A 17,830-nucleotide genomic window follows, 5' to 3' on the forward strand; every position below is an offset into this window, starting at 1 on the left:
TAACTATCTTATTTTAACAGTGCCTCTAGGGCAAATTCCTCCTGAATGAGACATTAATAAACTAACAGGTCCATCAGATTGAGTTTTTGGTTTTGGACATACTTCTGGATATTGCTCTCCATCTAGAAGAATCCCTTCTCTATAATAAAACTCCGAATCAAAAACATTGTTTTTTAATGCTTCTCCATTCTCGTGTATTTTCTTTAATCTTCTATCAAAATGTAAAAAATTGTTTTTGTCAACTTTTATACCGTTTTCATTACCACCATTTTGATGAATAAAGTTCATGTATTGGATATCTGAATCTGCAGTTTTTAATGCTTGAACTTCTATTAGGAAAACTAGAACTTTTTGTGGTGTCGGCATTGGACTTTCTTCATTAGCATCTGGATCTTGAGGAGGTTGATAATCTTTAGATTCAGGTCGTTTAATTTCAGAAATGTTAATATCCAATATTCCTTTATAATTAATTGTTTTGAACTCTATTTCTTTTATATAATATCCTTCATCAGCGTTTGCTGTGGTAAATTTCCCATAAATTCCAAAAAGAGTTCCGTAAAGTTGGCTTCCGTATAAAAATTGAAAGTTTTCTTTATCAGTAAGATCAACATTTCCGATGTGTAAGTTTGACATTTTATAAATATTTGGTTATTAGTTATTATTTAGGTGCAAGTGGAAGTCCAATACCATATAGATTAGAATTGTCCCATGGATCTAAAACATTTCTATTAATTGCGTTTAATAATTGTTCCGGACTAGCTCTACGTCTGTAACTATTGATTCTTCTGTTGTTATGAAATTTTGAAATTGTTAAAGCGAATATACCTGCAACAAATGGAGCGGAAGCACTTGTTCCGGTACAAGTTTTATAGTTTCTTTCTCCATTTTCAGATAACCAAGTTGAATAAATATCTACTCCTGGTGCTACAAAGCCTAAAGGTAGTCTCGGATATACCCCAACATTACTTTTGTTATATAGTTTGTAATATTCGTCAATTGCTCCTACCGCAATTACAGAATGTGAAGCAGCAGGGTTTGATATTATATGGGTCGTACCAGAAGAATGATCACTATTGTTACCAGCGGCTGCAATCATAACAATTCTTTTTTTCTCTGCTTTTTCAAATAAGTCAGAATGTACAGCATTACTAATGTCGTATAATTTGGAGGTTAAAGACATTGATATAATGTTGCATTCATTTTTTATAGCCCAGTCTATAGCACATAGTAAGTTAGATAAAAAACCTTCCCCATTATGATCTAACACTTTTCCAACGTATAACTTAGCCTCTGGAGCAACTCCATACCTTAGTCCATTGGAGTCCACTCCTCCTACAATTATACCAGCGCAATGTGTACCATGACCGTTTGTATCACAAAAATCATTTTCATTATCAACCCATGATTTTCCATCCGCAATCTTGTCTTTTAAATCTGGGTGTTTTTTATCTATTCCTGTGTCAAGTATTGCTATTGAAACTTGCTTTCCTTTAAAATGAGAATCAAGTTTAATTTCTCCCATTCTAATTCCATAAGTCATCTTGGCATTTGGGTCATCGTGAGTTAAGATTTCTTCTGAGGACTGATGATTAGAATTTTGAATTTTTAAGTCAGGAATTATTAAGAAGTCTGAATGTTTATTGGAGGATTTAAATTCTTCATCAGATAGCTTGATGATACCAATACCTGTTTTTTTAATTACAATGACTTTTTTTTCAGAAAGAACATTATCGATACTTTTTTTTTGTCTTATAACCTTGTCATAGCTTATTGGTTCATAATTAAGATCACTACGCTTGATATTTTTTTCTATCCTATTAGCATTATGATCATTTTGTGATAAAATAATGTATCTACCATTAGGACTTGGTTGTTGAAAAGAAGAATCATATTTTTCTTTTAGTTCTTGGAACTTCTCAGCTCTTTTTTTCCAATAATTCATAACGACTAAAAATTAAATATTAACTGCTTGAACAAAGGTTCATTTTATAATATAATTTTCCCATACCCAATACAAGGTATATTTCTAAAGGTATTTAAAAAAACACCATAACAACACCTTCCTACTGATCCAATGATCCTAGGTAATAGAAATTACTATTTAGTTGAAAACTAGGGGTATAGTTTTTATTCTGGCCTTAAATACGTTTTTAGTACGAAAAGCAGCAAAATAAAGATAATAAAACCAACGAGAATAAAAATACTGCCTTTGTAATATTTGCGATGTAGTTTAAGATCTTTTCGGTAGCTGATAATCATTAAAACAATAAAAGCTATTACAAAACATCCTGCAAATATCCATTGACCAGTACTAAACATATTTATGCTATTTTTACAGCAAAGATAACTTATTAGAGGAAATACATGAAAGATAAAATTGCTGCTGTACAGGAATTTCATACAGCATTCGAGATAGGATATAAAAATGAGCCTATTGCAGATTTAGGAGAAGCTAAAAACACACTTCGCTTTAATTTAATGAAAGAAGAAAATGAAGAATATCTAGAGGCTGCACAAAATAATGATTTGGTTGAAGTGGCGGATGCATTAGGTGATATGCTTTATATTCTATGCGGTACTATTATAGAACATGGAATGCAACATAAAATAGAAGAAGTGTTTGCAGAGATACAACGAAGTAATATGAGTAAATTGGGAGAAGATGGAAAACCGATATATAGAGAAGATGGTAAAGTACTAAAAGGCCCTAATTATTTCAAACCGAATATCAAGGAGATTTTAGACCGATAATTATAAATCAAAAATGCCTCAAGAATTCTCTTGAGGCATTTTTGATTATATAAATTCGTAATTTGTTAATCTTAGTTCAGTAATTACACCTTCGTTCTCCATCCAAAAGCATCTTCAGCTTTATTATACTGAATATCCATAAGAGCTTTCTTAAAATGGGAAGCATATGAATTTTCTTGTTTTTCTAGCTCATAATGCTCTCCTTTATAACCGAATGCTTTTACTGGACTTACTACTGCCGCAGTTCCTGCTCCGAAAATTTCTTTAAGACTACCATTTTTAAAAGCATCTACAACCTCACTAACTTTTATAGGGCGCACCTCTACGTCATATCCTTGTTTCTCTGCTAATGCAATCAAACTTTTACGAGTAATCCCATCTAAGATTCTATCACTAACGGGTGCTGTCAATAACGTGTCATTAATTCTGAAGAAAACATTCATGGTTCCAGCCTCTTCCACATATTCATGAGTGTTAGAATCTGTCCAGATAATTTGTTGATACCCTTGCTCTTTAGCTAGTTTGGTTGGGTAAAATTGCCCTGCATAATTACCAGCAGCTTTGGCATATCCAAAACCTCCGCTTGCAGATCGACTAAATTTTTCTGCAACTAATACACTAACATCACCACTATAATAAGATTGTGCAGGTGAACAAATAATCATAAAACGATACTCATCAGCTTCTGATGCAGAAACACTGGGTTGTGTCGCAATTACAAATGGGCGAATATATAAGGAGTTACCAAAACCAGATTTGATCCATTCATTATCTAATTTTAATAACGTATTTAGTCCGTCAAAAAAATACTCTTCAGGAAATTCTGGCATTGCTAATCGCTCAGCAGACTTGTTAATTCGTTTAAAGTTTTCATCTGGCCTAAACAAGAAAGTATCACCTTGATCATCTTTATAAGCTTTCATTCCTTCAAAAACAGCTTGCCCGTAATGAAATACTCGAGCAGATGGATCCAGTGTTAGAGGTCCGTAAGGGACAATCTTTGGTGTTTGCCATTCGCCATTGACATAATCACATATGAACATATGATCTGTAAAAACTTTACCAAAAGCTAAGTTTTCAAAATCTACTTGACTGATTTTTGATTCATTTATCTTGGTAATTTCGATCTCTTGCGGAACTGCATTTCTCATCCGATACTTAATTTATTGGGTTATGAAAGTTTTTATTAATTGTTGTATTAGTTCTAAAATAATAATAGATCTATATACTCATTTAATATTTTAAACAAAAATACCCTTTTCTTATAAATTAAGAATTTTAAAAATGTTTAATTTTGCTAAACATCATTAATAATAATGTATCATGAAAAAAATCACACTATTTTTTGCCGGATTATCATTTCTAGTATCTTGTAATTCTGTTCAAAAAGAAAAAGAATCTTTCTCAATTGCGGATGTAACACTAAGTCAATATGATAATTTTGGAGGAGAAGTTTCATCAGAAACAGTTCTTTATAAGGATGCAATAGCAGAGAGATATGAAAATCTTAGTGAAGGAGATACCATTGATATCGCTTTTTCTAGTACAGTAAACGATGTTTGTAAAGCTAAAGGATGTTGGATGAAAGTTGCTTTGGGAAATGATCAAGAGACAATGGTGAAATTTAAAGATTATGGTTTTTTTGTTCCAAAGGATATAGAGAACGACACAATAATTGTTCAGGGTAAGGCGTATGTTTCGGAAACTTCTGTGGAAGAATTACGTCATTTAGCTTCTGATGCAGGAAAATCAGAAACTGAGATAGCAGCAATTACTGCTCCTAAGAAAACATATTCTTTTATGGCAGATGGAGTTTTAGTAAAACAATAATGAAAAAGAATCTAAAAAGGGAGATTATTACTACTTCTGATGGTTCTACTACTATTCATTTTCCGGAACTCGATGAGCATTATCATTCTAAACATGGAGCTATCAATGAGGCAAAACATGTTTTTATAGATAAGGGTTTTGATCATGTTTTAGCATCAAAAGCATTTCCAGAGTTACACGTTTTAGAAATAGGTTTTGGTACCGGTTTAAATGCTTTTATAACATATTTAGAAGCGCTTAAAGTTTCTCAAAAAGTATATTATGTTGGAGTAGAGGCGTATCCTGTTTCGATGGAAGAGGTGAAATGTCTGAATTACTTAAAGCAATTATCGGCTCAAGATCAGGTAGCTGTTTTTGATCATTTTCATAGATCTTCTTGGGAGGATCAACATGCCATAACGGACTCATTTTTTCTTACCAAAAGACAACAGTTTTTTGAAGATATTGATGATAAGTCTTGTTATAACCTGATTTATTTTGATGCGTTTGGAGCTCGAGTACAGCCAACTTTATGGGAAGTAGATATCTTTAAAAAGATGTATGATGCACTTTTAGATCAAGGGGTATTAGTTACGTATTCTGCAAAAGGAAGTGTAAGACGCGCCATGCAAGAAGTAGGTTTTACTGTAGAAAGACTTCCTGGACCTCCTGGCAAAAGAGAAATGCTTCGAGCTACTAAAATAATGAACGGTTGATAATGGATTTTAGAAAATTAAAATACAGTTTTCTTAGTGTGTTAAACCTATAATAAATCGGTAGGTTATGTTAAACCCTCGTATTACTTTGCAATAAATTACTTTATTATGAAAGTTTTAATTACTGGTGCAACCGGACTTATTGGTCAGGAGATTGTAAGGTTATGTCATCAATCATCAATTGATGTCAATTATCTTACCACAAGTAAAAATAAACTGACATCTAAAAAGAATTATCAAGGATATTATTGGAATCCAAGTTCTGGAGAAATAGATTTAGATTGTTTTAAAGATGTAGAGGTTATTATTCATCTTGTGGGCGCTACAGTAGCGAAACGTTGGACGAATAGTTATAAAAAAGAAATTATCAATAGTCGTGTTCTTACAACTTCATTAATTTTAGAGTCGTTAAGAAAAATAAAACATTCTATACGCCAAGTTGTGTCTGCTAGTGCGATTGGGATTTACCCGGATTCTTTTCAGAATTATTATATGGAAGATTCAGAAAAGGTGGATACTGGCTTTTTAGGAGAAGTCGTAAAAAAATGGGAATCTGCTGTCCAAGAGTTTGATACATTAAATATAGAGGTTAGTTTACTAAGGGTAGGGTTGGTGCTTTCTGATAACGGAGGTGCATTTCCTAAAATAGCAAAACCTATTAAACAAGGAATGGGAGCTGTGTTTGGAAATGGAAAGCAATGGCAAAGCTGGATACATGTAGAAGACCTAGCGAAAATGTTTATGCACGTAGTTCAAGAAGAATTAAATGGCTTATATAATGCGGTGGCTCCAAACCCGATTTCTAATCATAAATTAACAATGGTTATAGCTGATCAAATGGAGAAAAAAATAATACTACCCAATATTCCTCGTTTTGCTATGAAGCTTATTCTTGGAGAAATGCACATGCTCCTTTTTAGCAGTCAAAGGGTATGTTGCGATAAAATTTTAAAAACGGGTTTTCAATTTAAATATGAAAATATTACTCAGGCAATAGAAGATCTTGTTTGATGGGTATAATTATAAAATAAAAAAGTCCAACATTCTAAATGTTGGACTTTTTTATTTTATGAAATATTTTTTGATTAAGCTTTAGTCGCTTTTAAGCTAACTTTTAACTCGATATCATCTAAGATGAACTTGTCACCTAAATTTTCAAATACTGATTTAGATCCATAATTTACACCCCAATCTGTACGATTGATAGTAAAAACTTCACTGTTTAATGTCATAGTATTTCCTTCTACGGAAGTTGATGCTGGGAAAGAAATATTTTTCTTAATTCCTTTAATAGTAAGATTACCATCAATAACTGTTTTTCCTTCTTTTTCAGAAACACCAGTTACTTCAAAAGATGCATTTGGAAATTGCGCTACATTGAAGAAATGATCTTCTTTACCTTCTCCTTCTCCTTTTAGATGACCTTCTAATCCTGCTTTTTGCTTACCTTCTAGATCAGTTACGTTAATTGATGTCATATCAATTACGAAAGATCCACTTTGGATTTTTCCATCCTGAGTTTTTACCTTACCATCTGCTATATTGATGGTTCCTGTATGATTTTCTGTTGGCTTTTTTCCAACCCAATCTATAGTACTAGCTGCGTTGTCTACTACATATGTAATTGCTTCCGCTGGTGCTTCTACTACTTCTTCAGCTGCAGTAGCTTCCGTTTCATTTTTTTTCTCACCTTTACAAGAAGTTGCCGATACAATAATAGCAGTTACAGCAAATAGGTTAATCAATTTGGTCTTCATAATAATGTTAGTTTATAGTTTAATTTTCAAAATTATTTTTTTAGAAAATGAATACTCTTAAATATATACTAAAATATTCCTGTGACATTATGACATTTATTCAAAAATGGCAGTACTTTTGCATCTTCAAATAAAGAAACTTATAAAAGGTACTAGTTACATGAGTAAGAAAAATAAAAACACAGAAGATATAAAAGATCAAGTAGAAGAAGTACTTGATACTACTGTTGAAGATACTGAAGTAGAGGAAATAGATGTTGAAACACAATTAAAAGAAGATCTGGAAAAGGAGAAAGATAAATTTTTGAGACTTTTTGCAGAGTTTGAAAATTATAAAAAGCGAACTTCAAAGGAACGTATAGAATTATTTAAGACCGCAGGTAAGGATGTAATGCAATCTATGTTACCTGTTTTGGATGATTTTGATCGTGCTATGAAAGAGATTGAAAAGTCTGCTGATAAAGATTTGCTAAAAGGGGTGGAGTTAATCCATAATAAATTGAAAGAAGCCCTTAAAGGGAAAGGTTTATCAGAAGTTGAGGTAGCTGCTGGAGATGCTTTTAATGCAGATGATCATGAAGCAATTACCCAGATACCTGCTCCAACAGATGAGTTAAAGGGGAAGATTGTGGATGTTATAGAAAAAGGATATAAATTAGGAGATAAGGTAATTCGTTTTCCTAAGGTAGTAACCGGACAATAAGATAAACGATGAAAGAAGATTTTTATGATATTTTAGGTATTAGTAAAGGTGCTACTGAAGCTGAAATTAAAAAGGCATATCGTAAAAAAGCGATAGAATATCATCCGGATAAAAACCCAGGAGATGCTACAGCAGAAGAAAAGTTTAAAAAAGCAGCAGAAGCATACGAAGTCTTAAGCGACCCTAACAAGAAAGCGCGTTACGATCAATATGGACATCAGGCTTTCGAAGGTGGCGGCGGTTTTGGCGGCGGTTTTGGAGGTGGCGGAATGAATATGGATGACATATTTAGTCAGTTCGGAGATATTTTTGGCGGTGGTGGTTTTGGCGGCGGTTTTGGCGGCGGAGGAAGACAACGTCGCGTAAAAGGGAGTAATCTCCGTATTCGCGTAAAACTTACATTAGAGGAAATTGCTAATGGCGTAGAAAAGAAGATTAAAGTAAAACGAAAAATTCAAGCACCCGGAACTACTTATAAAACATGTGGAACATGTAATGGTAGTGGTCAAATGACTCGTATTACCAATACAATTTTGGGTAGAATGCAAACCTCTACTACGTGTTCTACTTGTGGAGGAGCTGGACAGGTTATAGATAAAAAACCTTCGGATGCAGATGGACAGGGACTAAAAGTTTCTGAAGAAACTGTAAGTATAAAAATACCGGCAGGAGTAGAAGATGGTATGCAACTTAAAGTTTCTGGAAAAGGAAATGAGGCGCCAGGTAATGGTGTCGCGGGAGATCTTTTAGTTGCAATAGAAGAATTAGATCATTCAGAATTACAACGCGAGGGTGATAACTTACATTATGATCTTTATATTAGTTTTTCTGAGGCTGCTTTAGGAGCATCTAGAGAGATTGATACTGTATCTGGTAAAGTTCGTATTAAAATAGAAGAAGGTGTACAAAGCGGTAAAATATTAAGATTACGTGGTAAAGGAATTCCTAGTATAAATGGTTATGGAAAAGGAGATCTTTTAGTACACGTGAATGTATGGACTCCAAAAACATTGAATAAAGAACAACGAGAGTTTTTCGAAAGAATGGCGCAGGATGATCATTTTAAACCTAGTCCTGATAGTAAAGACAAATCATTTTTTGAAAAAGTTAAAGATATGTTTTCATAAAAATAAGAATCATAAAATATAACCAGAATCATTCTTGAATGCTAATTTTTGTTTAATAAAAATTCGTATATTTGAAACATCACTAGCGCATTTAGTGATAATTTTTCTTTTTCATAGCAATTTTTTTCCCATCCTTAATACTTGTATTTAGGGTGGGTTTTGTTTTTTATAGACACTAAATTTTCTGGACCAATCTAGATTCTAATTTGAGGCATGTCCCATATGTAAATTCAATCTTACTATTGAATGATCAGTTTAAATTCGTTATTTATTTCATTTCATTAATATTTTGACTTAATTAGCATTGTTTTTAATTTTTTAATAAACCATACCTTTTTATGACTAATCTTTTAGAGGTACAACAGGCATCGAAACAATTTGGCGATTTTATTGCATTAAATGATGTTTCTATAAAAGTACCTAAAGGAAGTATTTTTGGTTTATTGGGTCCTAATGGAGCTGGTAAAACTACTTTGATAAGAATCATTAATCAAATTACATTACCAGATACTGGAAGTGTATTTCTTGATGGAGAACCATTGCAACCACATCATGTAAAAGATATAGGTTATTTACCTGAAGAAAGAGGTTTGTATAAATCTATGAAAGTAGGAGAGCAAGCATTATATCTTGCTCAATTAAAGGGGTTAAGTAAAAAAGATGCTAAAGAGCGTCTTAAATATTGGTTTGATAAATTTGATATTTCGCATTGGTGGGATAAAAAAATACAAGAGCTGTCTAAAGGAATGGCTCAAAAAGTTCAATTTATTGTTACAGTACTACATAGACCCAAGTTGTTAATATTTGATGAACCTTTTAGCGGGTTTGATCCAATAAATGCCAATGTGATTAAAGATGAAATACTTCAATTACGAGATGAAGGCGCTACAGTAATTTTTTCAACGCATCGTATGGAGAGTGTGGAGGAGTTATGTGATCATATTGCTTTGATAAATAAGTCAAATAAAATATTGGAGGGAAAGGTGTCTGACATTAAAAAAGAGTATAAGTCAAATACTTTTGAAGTCGGACTACTATCTGATAATAATCTAGAATTACAGAAAGATTTACAAACCAAGTTTGTAACAGAACCTGCTGATTTTAAAACTATCGAAGATCAATTGAAGTTGAAAATTTCTTTGGATAATAATACTTCCTCAAATGATTTATTAAAGTATTTGTCCGAGAAAGGGCAAGTTGTTAGGTTTAACGAGGTGATACCAAATGTAAACGAAATATTCATTAAAACCATTACCGAAAATGAGTAGTAATTTACAGTTAATTATAAAGAGAGAATTTATATCTCGAGTTCGCAATAGAACTTTTGTTGTAATGACTTTTCTAAGTCCTTTAATCGTAGTGGGAATGATTGCATTGATCGCTTGGTTAACCACTCTTAATAATGACGAAGTTAAGAAGGTGGCTTACATAGATGAAACAAAGTCATTTGCTGTTGATCTTAAAGATACTGATGAGGTAAAATATATAGATTATAGTAGTTTTGATTTAGAAACCGCAAAAGACTCTGTAATATCCCAAAAATTATATGGTTTATTGTATATCCCTAATAAATCTACTAATAAAGAGCTTGCAGAATCCATACAGTTTTATGCAGATGAATCTCCCAATTTTTCAATATTAAATAAGATTGAGAGAATCATAGCGAATAAACTAACAAAACAGAATTATAAAGCAGAAGGTCTAAATTTAGAGGCAATAGAGAGTTCCAAGGCCAGAATAAATATCCAAATAGAGAATTTTTCTGGAGAGAAAACTTCTAAAATGTCTAATTATGTAAAAATGGCATTTGGAGGATTTGCAGGCTATTTACTAATGATGTTTATCATTATATATGGTAATATGGTGATGCGATCTGTTATAGAAGAAAAAACAAATCGTATTATTGAGATTATTATTTCTTCGGTAAAACCTATGCAGTTAATGATGGGTAAGATCCTAGGGACATCTTTTGCAGGTATTTTACAGTTTTTTATTTGGGTAATTTTAGGAGGCGTTCTTCTTATAGTTGCTACCTCTGTATTTGGAATAGATCCGCAACCAGTAGGAGTCGATCCGTCTATAGCTTTACAAGAAAACAATCAACAAGAAATTCAGCTTTTAGTACAGGATATTCTAAAACTTCCTTTATTAACATTGGTTTCGTCCTTTTTTGTATATTTTATCGGAGGTTATTTTTTATATAGTTCGATATATGCAGCTATTGGAGCAGCAGTAGATAGTGAAACAGATTCTCAGCAATTTATGCTGCCAATTATATTACCTTTAATGCTAGGTATTTATGTTGGATTTTTTGCAGTAATTGAGAATCCACACGGAACAGTATCTACAGTGTTTTCTATGATTCCTCTTACTTCTCCGATAGTTATGCTTATGCGTATACCTTTTGGAGTTCCTTGGTGGGAAATTCTAATTTCTATTGCATTACTTATAGGGAGTATTATTTTTATGGTATGGTTTGCAGGTAAAATTTATAGAATAGGTATTTTGATGTACGGTAAAAAACCAAGTTACAAGGAGTTGTTTAAATGGTTGAAGTATTAATATGATTCAGGAAGAAATAACAGAGCAGGTTAAAGAGGTAATCCAGGAAGATGTATGGGGTAGTATTAAGAAATTTTTAGATTACGAAATATTTCATTTTGGTCCAGATGATCATTCTATTATACTCACTGTTGGTCTATTGTTATTCGTGATATTTATTCTTATTATTACTACGATATCATTAAAGTTCATTCGACGAATAGTGACAAGAAAATTACAGAATGAGGATAAACTAAAGTTTGAATCTGTTTTTTCTTTTTCAAAGTATTTTATCTACATTATTGTTATTCTCATAACCTTAGATAGTATTGGGTTCAATATTACCGCTATTTTTGCTGCTTCTGCGGCGTTATTAGTAGGTGTTGGTTTGGCATTACAAACATTAATTCAGGATGTTATTTCAGGAATTTTTATTTTAATAGATCAGACCGTTCATGTAGGTGACATTATTGAATTAGATGGTAAAGTTGGTAGAGTAGAAGAAATTAAACTAAGAACTACTAGAGCGGTAACCATAGATAATAAAGTATTGGTTATCCCAAACCATAAGTATCTTACATCAACATTATATAATTGGACTCAGAATGGATCAATAACGAGAGAATCTGTAGAGATTGGAGTAGCGTATGGTAGCGATATAAATTTAGTAAAAGAATTGCTTCTCAAAATAGCGAACGATAATGAAAAAATTCTGAAAACCCCAGAACCATTAGTATTGTTTACTAACTTTGGAGATAGTTCTCTAAATTTTAAACTTATTTTTACGATGAATGATAGCTTTCAGGCTAGTATTCCAAAAAGTGAAATAAGATTTGAAATTGATCGTTTATTTAGGGAGAATAAGATAAATATTCCATTCCCTCAGCGAGAAGTTACTATCTTAAACCCCAAACAGTAGTATAGCCCCTAGATATAAAAATGAATAATAGAAGCCTGCTAATAATTTGTATTACTCTTTACTGTATTATTAATACGGTAAGATCACAGGATACTAATTTAGCTAGGGTAGAGTATGCGTATATTCCGCAAGCTAATAGTGATAATGAATATAATAGTTTAAGAATTTCTGGAAACTATCCAATTAAAATGGATGACAAGGGGACTTATTTGGTGATGTCATTTCAGTATAGATTAAATAACTTATTGTTAAATGATGATTCTATAATCGTTGAGAAAGATGGTCTTCAAGAATTTCATACGATAGGTTTTGAATTAGGATATACCTACAAAATGAAAAATGACTGGAGATTCGGAGCTAAACTGGGAACACGTCTTTCCTCTAACCTTGAAGGTTCTGGAATAGATGGAGATGATTTTAGATATGCAGGATCAGTATACTTTGTAAAAAGTTACGGAAAGAAAACATCCCCAAAATCTGCAAGATTAGTGTTGGGATTGCGATACGCTGCACCGGCTAGTATTAATTTTCCATTGCCTATTATTAATTATTCTAAACGATTTCATCCAAGTTGGTCATATTCTATAGGAACACCAAAAACTAGCATAAAATATTTTTTTAATGAGACCAATACTTTACAAGCATTTATCGGGCTAGATCGGTTTTATGGTAACATACAGAATAATAGGGTGTTTGTCGATGAAAATGGCGAGACTAAAACTGCAGAAAACGCTTCAATGTTATTAATTAATAGTGCTTTGGGGTATGAATACTATTTTACGGAACACTTATTGTTATTTGCATATGGCGGATATACTTTAAGTAATGAAATTCGCTTGCGAGATAAAAATCAAGAAAATGTTTTAATTCTCAATGATAAAAACACATTTTATCTGAGAGGTGGAATTAAATTAAAATTATAATGGCAAAAATATTAGTAATAGAGGATGAAGCGGCAATCAGAAGAGTGCTCGTTAAGATATTATCAGAGGAAAGTGATAAATATGAAGTTTTTGAGGCTGAAGATGGACTAGTCGGAATTGAAAAAATCAAGAGTGAGGATTTCGATTTAGTACTATGTGATATCAAAATGCCTAAAATGGATGGAGTAGAGGTGTTAGAAGCCGTAAAAAAAATAAAACCAGAAGTTCCTATGGTTATGATTTCGGGTCACGGTGATTTAGATACAGCTGTAAATACAATGAGACTAGGAGCTTTTGATTATATTTCTAAACCGCCAGACCTTAATCGATTGCTAAATACGGTTCGTAATGCTTTAGACAGAAAAGAGTTAGTTGTCGAAAACAAAATGCTTAAAAAGAAGGTCTCTAAAAATTATGAGATGATCGGTGAGTCCACAGCCATTTCTGATATAAAGAATATTATCGAAAAAGTTGCCACGACTGATGCAAGAGTTCTTATAACAGGTCCAAATGGTACTGGTAAAGAATTAGTAGCACATTGGATACATCAAAAAAGTGAACGATCAAAAGGTCAAATGATAGAAGTGAACTGTGCTGCTATTCCTGGCGAATTAATTGAAAGTGAGCTGTTTGGTCATGTAAAAGGAGCATTCACCTCTGCTAATAAAGATCGTGCAGGTAAATTTGAGGCAGCAAATGGTGGAACTATATTTTTAGATGAAATTGGAGATATGAGCCTTTCGGCACAGGCTAAAGTACTTAGAGCTTTACAAGAAAATAAGATACAAAGAGTCGGTAGCGATAAGGATATTAAAGTAGATGTACGAGTAGTAGCTGCCACAAATAAGGATCTTAAAAAAGAAATTGCGGACAATAAATTTAGAGAGGATTTATATCATCGATTAGCAGTTATCTTAATAAAAGTACCGGCATTAAATGACCGTAGAGAAGATATTCCTTTATTAGTGGATTACTTTACAAAAAAGATTTCTAATGAACAGGGATCTCCTGCTAAGACTTTTTCAGATAAAGCGGTTAAGCAATTACAGCAATATGATTGGACAGGTAATATTAGAGAATTACGTAATGTTGTGGAGCGTCTTATAATACTTGGTGGTAAGGAAGTTAGTGAGGAGGATGTTAAACTTTTTGCGGCGAAGTAAGAAGAATCATTATCTTGCGACTTACCCTAAAATATATTGACCCCAAAAATGAAGAGAATACTATTTGTAGTTATATTAGCTTGCCTGTCATCTGTATTGAATGCGCAGTATGAACCAAGTGCAATAAATTATGGGGTAGTTGCTATAAAGAGTTTTAGTTCGATAGAAGAAGTTGGGCTGGGAGTAAGAATGGAATACGCTCCAAATTGTTATACAACCTACATGGGGGAATATAATCGTTTGTTTTCGATCGGAACGAGCGATGAGATAGAAGGGTATAACGAACTAGCTCTTGGAGTTAATTTGATTTTGTTTAATTGGTATCCAACAACGATAACTGCTGGGTTTGGTTACATAGGAAACGATTCTAGCCTTTTTGAAGAGATAGAGGATGATGCTTTAATAGCTTTTAGAAGTGGAGATTTTAATCATGGCGCTCAGATCAAATTACGAGCTTTACATCAAATAGCTATTCCGGTGCATATTTTTGCCGAATTTAATTTAAAAAGCCTTGGAGAACAATATCATACGTTTCTTATTGGATTTAGTTACGACTTTGATGCACGATAATGATGTTGTTTTACTGTGGTAAAAGTTACTCTTTATTTTCACCTTTATATCTTCTCAAGATTCGTATTATGAAGGAGAGGAATATTTCTTGGGATTACATCCTAAGAATTTTAGAATGCATTACGTTACCTATCTTTTATTCTCACATGTTCTTTAGGTAATTAATCTTACTTAACATTTTTCTTTTTTGACCAATCTAAAACTTTAGTATCTTACCAGAGATAATACAAATCAAACTATGAATAAAATAGATCACGAAGATTTTAAAGTTTCTCAACCGATAGAATTGTCAAAAATCTCTACAACTTATGACCTCGGAGAGAGTGAAAAAAAAATTGAAAAAGAACTAGAAAAGGTCAGAGAAAAATTAGGCAAATTTCAAGATACGATATATGCACATGATAAATATGCCATTTTAATTTGTTTACAAGGAATGGATACAGCTGGAAAGGACAGTCTTATCCGAGAAGTTTTTAAAGATTTTAATACGAGAGGAATCGTTGTACATAGTTTTAAAGTTCCTACGGAATTAGAACTTGGTCATGATTATTTATGGAGACATTATATCGCATTGCCACAACGTGGAAGATTTTCTGTCTTTAATAGAACACATTATGAAAATGTTTTAGTGACTAGAGTACATCCACAATATATTATGGGCGAAAAACTACCGAATATTAATTCAGTAGAGGATATAAATGATGAGTTTTGGGAAAAGCGTTTTGAACAGATAAGGAATTTTGAAAAGCATATAGCAGATAACGGAACACTTGTATATAAGTTTTATCTTCATTTATCAAAGGAAGAGCAAAAAAACAGACTACTTCGTAGATTAGAAAAGAAAGAGAAAAACTGGAAATTTTCTTCAGGGGATCTTAAAGAAAGAAAACTTTGGGATGATTATCAATCTTGTTATCAAGATGCAATAAATAAAACATCTCTACCACATGCTCCTTGGTATGTAATTCCTGCAGATGATAAACCTACTGCAAGATATATTGTGGCAAAAACATTGTATGATACCTTGATAAAATTTGATGACATAAGAGAACCAGAATTAGACGAAAAAACTAAGTCCAATATTGAACAATATAAGCAACAACTGGAAAACGAATAATAATACGATTACATTTAAAATAATATTATAAAAAATACATCTGTGAGAAATTTAGTCTTTATCCTTTTCATAACTTTTTCTTTTTCCTCTTATAGTCAAAAGGACAACAGAAAAGAAGATTCAATTGCAATTAAAAAATTTTATAACGCTTCATTATTAGAGGGTAAAAGTTACACTTGGTTGGATTATTTATCCAATCAAATAGGTCCTAGATTGTCAGGATCTTTAAATGCTCAAAAAGCGGTAGAATGGACAGAGCAGGAACTTAAAGATGTAGGATTAGATAAAGTATGGTTGCAATCTGTAATGGTTCCTAAATGGACAAGAGGTGTTACTGAGTTTGCTTATATAGAAACTGATCCTGGACAAACAACTAATGTTCCAATTTGTGCTCTTGGAGGTTCTGTTCCTACACCTATAGGTGGAGTTAAGGCTGAAATAGTTGAAGTAAAAGGTTTAGAGGATCTACGAAAACTTGGAACAGATAAGATAGAAGGAAAAATAGTATTTTTTAATCGTCCAATGCAAGCTGATTTAATAAATACCTTTGAGGCTTATGGTGGATGTGTGGATCAACGTTATTCTGGGGCTGCAGAAGCTGCTAAATTTGGAGCAGTTGGTGTGATTGTAAGGTCGATGAATTTGAGGTTAGATGATTTTCCGCATACAGGTACTATGAGTTATGGTAACCTCACTGATCTAGAAAAAATTCCGGCGGCTGCAATAAGTACAAACGGAGCAGAATTATTACATTCTATGTTAGCACTAAATCCAAAAATTAAGTTCTTATTAAATATGAACTGTCGTAGTTGGAAAGATGTTGAATCATTTAATGTAATAGGAGAAATTACAGGAAGTGAGTTTCCTAATGAATATATGATTGTAGGAGGACATTTGGATTCTTGGGATTTAGGTGATGGCTCACATGATGATGGAGCAGGAGTAGTACAATCTATGGAAGTGCTCAGGTTGTTTAAAGAAACAGGATATAAACCCAAAAGATCTATTAGAGTAGTTTTATTTATGAATGAAGAAAATGGACTAAGAGGAGGAAAGAAATATGCTGCAGTAGCTAAAAATAAAGGGGAGAATCATGTATTTGCATTAGAAAGTGATGCCGGTGGTTTTACACCTAGAGGTTTTTCTTTTGACTGTAATAATGAAAATTTTGATCAGATTAAAAGTTGGAAACCTCTTTTTGAACCTTATTTGATTCATTATTTTGCTAAGGGTGGTAGTGGAGCAGATATAGGTCCTTTAAAAAAGGATGGAATAGTATTGGCAGGACTTCGTCCAGATTCTCAACGGTATTTTGATTATCATCATGCTAAAAATGACACTTTTGATGCTATTAATAAGCGTGAACTAGAATTAGGTGCCGCTACTATGACAAGTTTAGTATATCTTTTTGATAAATATGGAGTCAAGTAATTTTTAAAATTTTCTTTGGTAGATTATAGATGAAAAATCATTAAAAATACATTGATCTAGTCTGTTTTTTTTGGGGAATTTTACGCTTTTTGTCTGATATTGCGTAAAAACAGAAAAATCATGTAAGTTGTTTCTTGTTTAAGAATTTAACTTTTTTATGAAAATTTTTATAAGAAAAAACATTCAAAAATGATTTTTTGTTAATTTAGGCTATGGTTTTACCATTGAGAAAGTTTTCTTTTTTTGTAAATCGTCTTTTTTTTAATCTTTTTTTGTGTTCTTTTTTCTTAGCATCTTCTTAAC

General features: G+C 32.4%; 18 protein-coding genes. 14 read left to right on the forward strand and 4 right to left on the reverse strand.

What is annotated here, in order from left to right; translation table 11 throughout:
- Nucleotides 1–3 precede the first annotated feature (3 nt).
- The gene (locus NMK29_RS03360; protein WP_091410478.1) at nt 4–633 is read right to left on the reverse strand and encodes a hypothetical protein; all 630 of its coding nucleotides are present in this window, start codon (nt 631–633) and stop codon (nt 4–6) included.
- Nucleotides 634–658: 25 nt separating this feature from the next.
- Complete coding sequence (locus NMK29_RS03365) at nt 659–1,942, reverse strand: S8 family peptidase (protein WP_108801578.1); 1,284 nt, start codon at nt 1,940–1,942, stop codon at nt 659–661.
- A gap of 422 nt (nt 1,943–2,364) precedes the next feature.
- Here NMK29_RS03365 and NMK29_RS03375 point away from each other — a divergent pair, with 422 nt between their 5' ends.
- A complete protein-coding gene (locus tag NMK29_RS03375; RefSeq protein WP_027395456.1) occupies nt 2,365–2,751 on the forward strand; it encodes a nucleoside triphosphate pyrophosphohydrolase family protein in 387 nt (128 codons plus the stop codon).
- Nucleotides 2,752–2,834: 83 nt separating this feature from the next.
- Here the strand turns inward: NMK29_RS03375 and NMK29_RS03380 are convergent, their stop codons facing one another.
- Nucleotides 2,835–3,902, reverse strand: coding sequence for a branched-chain amino acid aminotransferase (locus NMK29_RS03380; protein WP_108801579.1), 1,068 nt, complete (start codon nt 3,900–3,902; stop codon nt 2,835–2,837).
- 172 nt (nt 3,903–4,074) lie between these two features.
- On the opposite strand from NMK29_RS03380, the gene NMK29_RS03385 reads away from it, so the two are divergent.
- From NMK29_RS03385 to NMK29_RS03395, 3 genes are all read left to right on the forward strand, one after another.
- Nucleotides 4,075–4,581 (forward strand): DUF4920 domain-containing protein, encoded by a 507-nt coding sequence (locus NMK29_RS03385; RefSeq protein ID WP_027395458.1) that lies wholly within the window; start codon nt 4,075–4,077, stop codon nt 4,579–4,581.
- Nucleotides 4,581–5,276, forward strand: coding sequence for a tRNA (5-methylaminomethyl-2-thiouridine)(34)-methyltransferase MnmD (gene mnmD, locus NMK29_RS03390; RefSeq protein WP_108801580.1), 696 nt, complete (start codon nt 4,581–4,583; stop codon nt 5,274–5,276). Before NMK29_RS03385 ends, mnmD begins: the two co-directional genes overlap by 1 nt.
- 108 nt (nt 5,277–5,384) lie before the next feature.
- On the forward strand, nt 5,385–6,287 hold the full coding sequence (locus NMK29_RS03395; RefSeq protein ID WP_108801581.1) for a TIGR01777 family oxidoreductase: 903 nt from the start codon (nt 5,385–5,387) through the stop codon (nt 6,285–6,287).
- Nucleotides 6,288–6,361: 74 nt separating this feature from the next.
- Here the strand turns inward: NMK29_RS03395 and NMK29_RS03400 are convergent, their stop codons facing one another.
- Nucleotides 6,362–7,033: a YceI family protein gene (locus NMK29_RS03400; protein WP_108801582.1), complete on the reverse strand. Its 672-nt coding sequence runs from the start codon at nt 7,031–7,033 to the stop codon at nt 6,362–6,364.
- Nucleotides 7,034–7,193: 160 nt separating this feature from the next.
- Here NMK29_RS03400 and NMK29_RS03405 point away from each other — a divergent pair, with 160 nt between their 5' ends.
- The 10 genes from NMK29_RS03405 to NMK29_RS03450 all read left to right on the forward strand — a co-directional run bounded on the left by NMK29_RS03405 (nt 7,194) and on the right by NMK29_RS03450 (nt 17,527).
- Nucleotides 7,194–7,736 carry a nucleotide exchange factor GrpE gene (locus tag NMK29_RS03405; RefSeq protein WP_108801804.1) on the forward strand — a complete coding sequence of 181 codons (543 nt, stop codon included), beginning with the start codon at nt 7,194–7,196 and terminating at the stop codon, nt 7,734–7,736.
- Between the two features lie 8 nt (nt 7,737–7,744).
- Entirely contained in the window at nt 7,745–8,863 is a 1,119-nt protein-coding gene (gene dnaJ / locus NMK29_RS03410) for a molecular chaperone DnaJ (RefSeq protein ID WP_108801583.1), read from the forward strand.
- A gap of 338 nt (nt 8,864–9,201) precedes the next feature.
- A complete protein-coding gene (locus NMK29_RS03415; protein ID WP_108801584.1) occupies nt 9,202–10,131 on the forward strand; it encodes an ABC transporter ATP-binding protein in 930 nt (309 codons plus the stop codon).
- The gene (locus tag NMK29_RS03420) at nt 10,124–11,425 is read left to right on the forward strand and encodes an ABC transporter permease (RefSeq protein WP_108801585.1); all 1,302 of its coding nucleotides are present in this window, start codon (nt 10,124–10,126) and stop codon (nt 11,423–11,425) included. The genes NMK29_RS03415 and NMK29_RS03420 overlap by 8 nt, the downstream gene beginning before the upstream one ends.
- Before the next feature lies 1 nt (nt 11,426).
- Nucleotides 11,427–12,323, forward strand: coding sequence for a mechanosensitive ion channel family protein (locus NMK29_RS03425; protein ID WP_108801586.1), 897 nt, complete (start codon nt 11,427–11,429; stop codon nt 12,321–12,323).
- A gap of 20 nt (nt 12,324–12,343) precedes the next feature.
- Nucleotides 12,344–13,246, forward strand: a complete 903-nt coding sequence (locus NMK29_RS03430) for a DUF6268 family outer membrane beta-barrel protein (RefSeq protein WP_108801587.1) — start codon at nt 12,344–12,346, stop codon at nt 13,244–13,246.
- A complete protein-coding gene (locus NMK29_RS03435) occupies nt 13,246–14,409 on the forward strand; it encodes a sigma-54 dependent transcriptional regulator (RefSeq protein WP_108801588.1) in 1,164 nt (387 codons plus the stop codon). The genes NMK29_RS03430 and NMK29_RS03435 overlap by 1 nt, the downstream gene beginning before the upstream one ends.
- Nucleotides 14,410–14,457: 48 nt before the next feature.
- On the forward strand, nt 14,458–14,979 hold the full coding sequence (locus NMK29_RS03440; RefSeq protein WP_159092061.1) for a hypothetical protein: 522 nt from the start codon (nt 14,458–14,460) through the stop codon (nt 14,977–14,979).
- 238 nt (nt 14,980–15,217) lie between these two features.
- Nucleotides 15,218–16,096 (forward strand): PPK2 family polyphosphate kinase, encoded by an 879-nt coding sequence (locus NMK29_RS03445; RefSeq protein WP_108801590.1) that lies wholly within the window; start codon nt 15,218–15,220, stop codon nt 16,094–16,096.
- A 42-nt stretch (nt 16,097–16,138) separates the two neighbouring features.
- On the forward strand, nt 16,139–17,527 hold the full coding sequence (locus NMK29_RS03450) for a M20/M25/M40 family metallo-hydrolase (protein WP_108801591.1): 1,389 nt from the start codon (nt 16,139–16,141) through the stop codon (nt 17,525–17,527).
- Nucleotides 17,528–17,830: the final 303 nt, after the last annotated feature.

Origin of the sequence: Aquimarina sp. Aq107 (assembly GCF_943733665.1) — a bacterium.
GTDB lineage: Bacteria > Bacteroidota > Bacteroidia > Flavobacteriales > Flavobacteriaceae > Aquimarina.

Bases quoted from the DNA above. Each gene is read 5' to 3' on its own strand.
- NMK29_RS03365 (WP_108801578.1), bottom strand. From the start codon at position 1,942: ATGAATTATTGGAAAAAAAGAGCTGAGAAGTTCCAAGAACTAAAAGAA.
- NMK29_RS03415 (WP_108801584.1), top strand. From the start codon at position 9,202: ATGACTAATCTTTTAGAGGTACAACAGGCATCGAAACAATTTGGCGAT.
- NMK29_RS03400 (WP_108801582.1), bottom strand. From the start codon at position 7,033: ATGAAGACCAAATTGATTAACCTATTTGCTGTAACTGCTATTATTGTA.
- NMK29_RS03445 (WP_108801590.1), top strand. From the start codon at position 15,218: ATGAATAAAATAGATCACGAAGATTTTAAAGTTTCTCAACCGATAGAA.
- NMK29_RS03425 (WP_108801586.1), top strand. From the start codon at position 11,427: ATGATTCAGGAAGAAATAACAGAGCAGGTTAAAGAGGTAATCCAGGAA.
- NMK29_RS03405 (WP_108801804.1), top strand. From the start codon at position 7,194: ATGAGTAAGAAAAATAAAAACACAGAAGATATAAAAGATCAAGTAGAA.
- NMK29_RS03395 (WP_108801581.1), top strand. From the start codon at position 5,385: ATGAAAGTTTTAATTACTGGTGCAACCGGACTTATTGGTCAGGAGATT.
- NMK29_RS03375 (WP_027395456.1), top strand. From the start codon at position 2,365: ATGAAAGATAAAATTGCTGCTGTACAGGAATTTCATACAGCATTCGAG.
- dnaJ (WP_108801583.1), top strand. From the start codon at position 7,745: ATGAAAGAAGATTTTTATGATATTTTAGGTATTAGTAAAGGTGCTACT.
- NMK29_RS03360 (WP_091410478.1), bottom strand. From the start codon at position 633: ATGTCAAACTTACACATCGGAAATGTTGATCTTACTGATAAAGAAAAC.
- NMK29_RS03440 (WP_159092061.1), top strand. From the start codon at position 14,458: ATGAAGAGAATACTATTTGTAGTTATATTAGCTTGCCTGTCATCTGTA.
- NMK29_RS03420 (WP_108801585.1), top strand. From the start codon at position 10,124: ATGAGTAGTAATTTACAGTTAATTATAAAGAGAGAATTTATATCTCGA.
- NMK29_RS03385 (WP_027395458.1), top strand. From the start codon at position 4,075: ATGAAAAAAATCACACTATTTTTTGCCGGATTATCATTTCTAGTATCT.
- NMK29_RS03435 (WP_108801588.1), top strand. From the start codon at position 13,246: ATGGCAAAAATATTAGTAATAGAGGATGAAGCGGCAATCAGAAGAGTG.
- mnmD (WP_108801580.1), top strand. From the start codon at position 4,581: ATGAAAAAGAATCTAAAAAGGGAGATTATTACTACTTCTGATGGTTCT.
- NMK29_RS03430 (WP_108801587.1), top strand. From the start codon at position 12,344: ATGAATAATAGAAGCCTGCTAATAATTTGTATTACTCTTTACTGTATT.
- NMK29_RS03380 (WP_108801579.1), bottom strand. From the start codon at position 3,902: ATGAGAAATGCAGTTCCGCAAGAGATCGAAATTACCAAGATAAATGAA.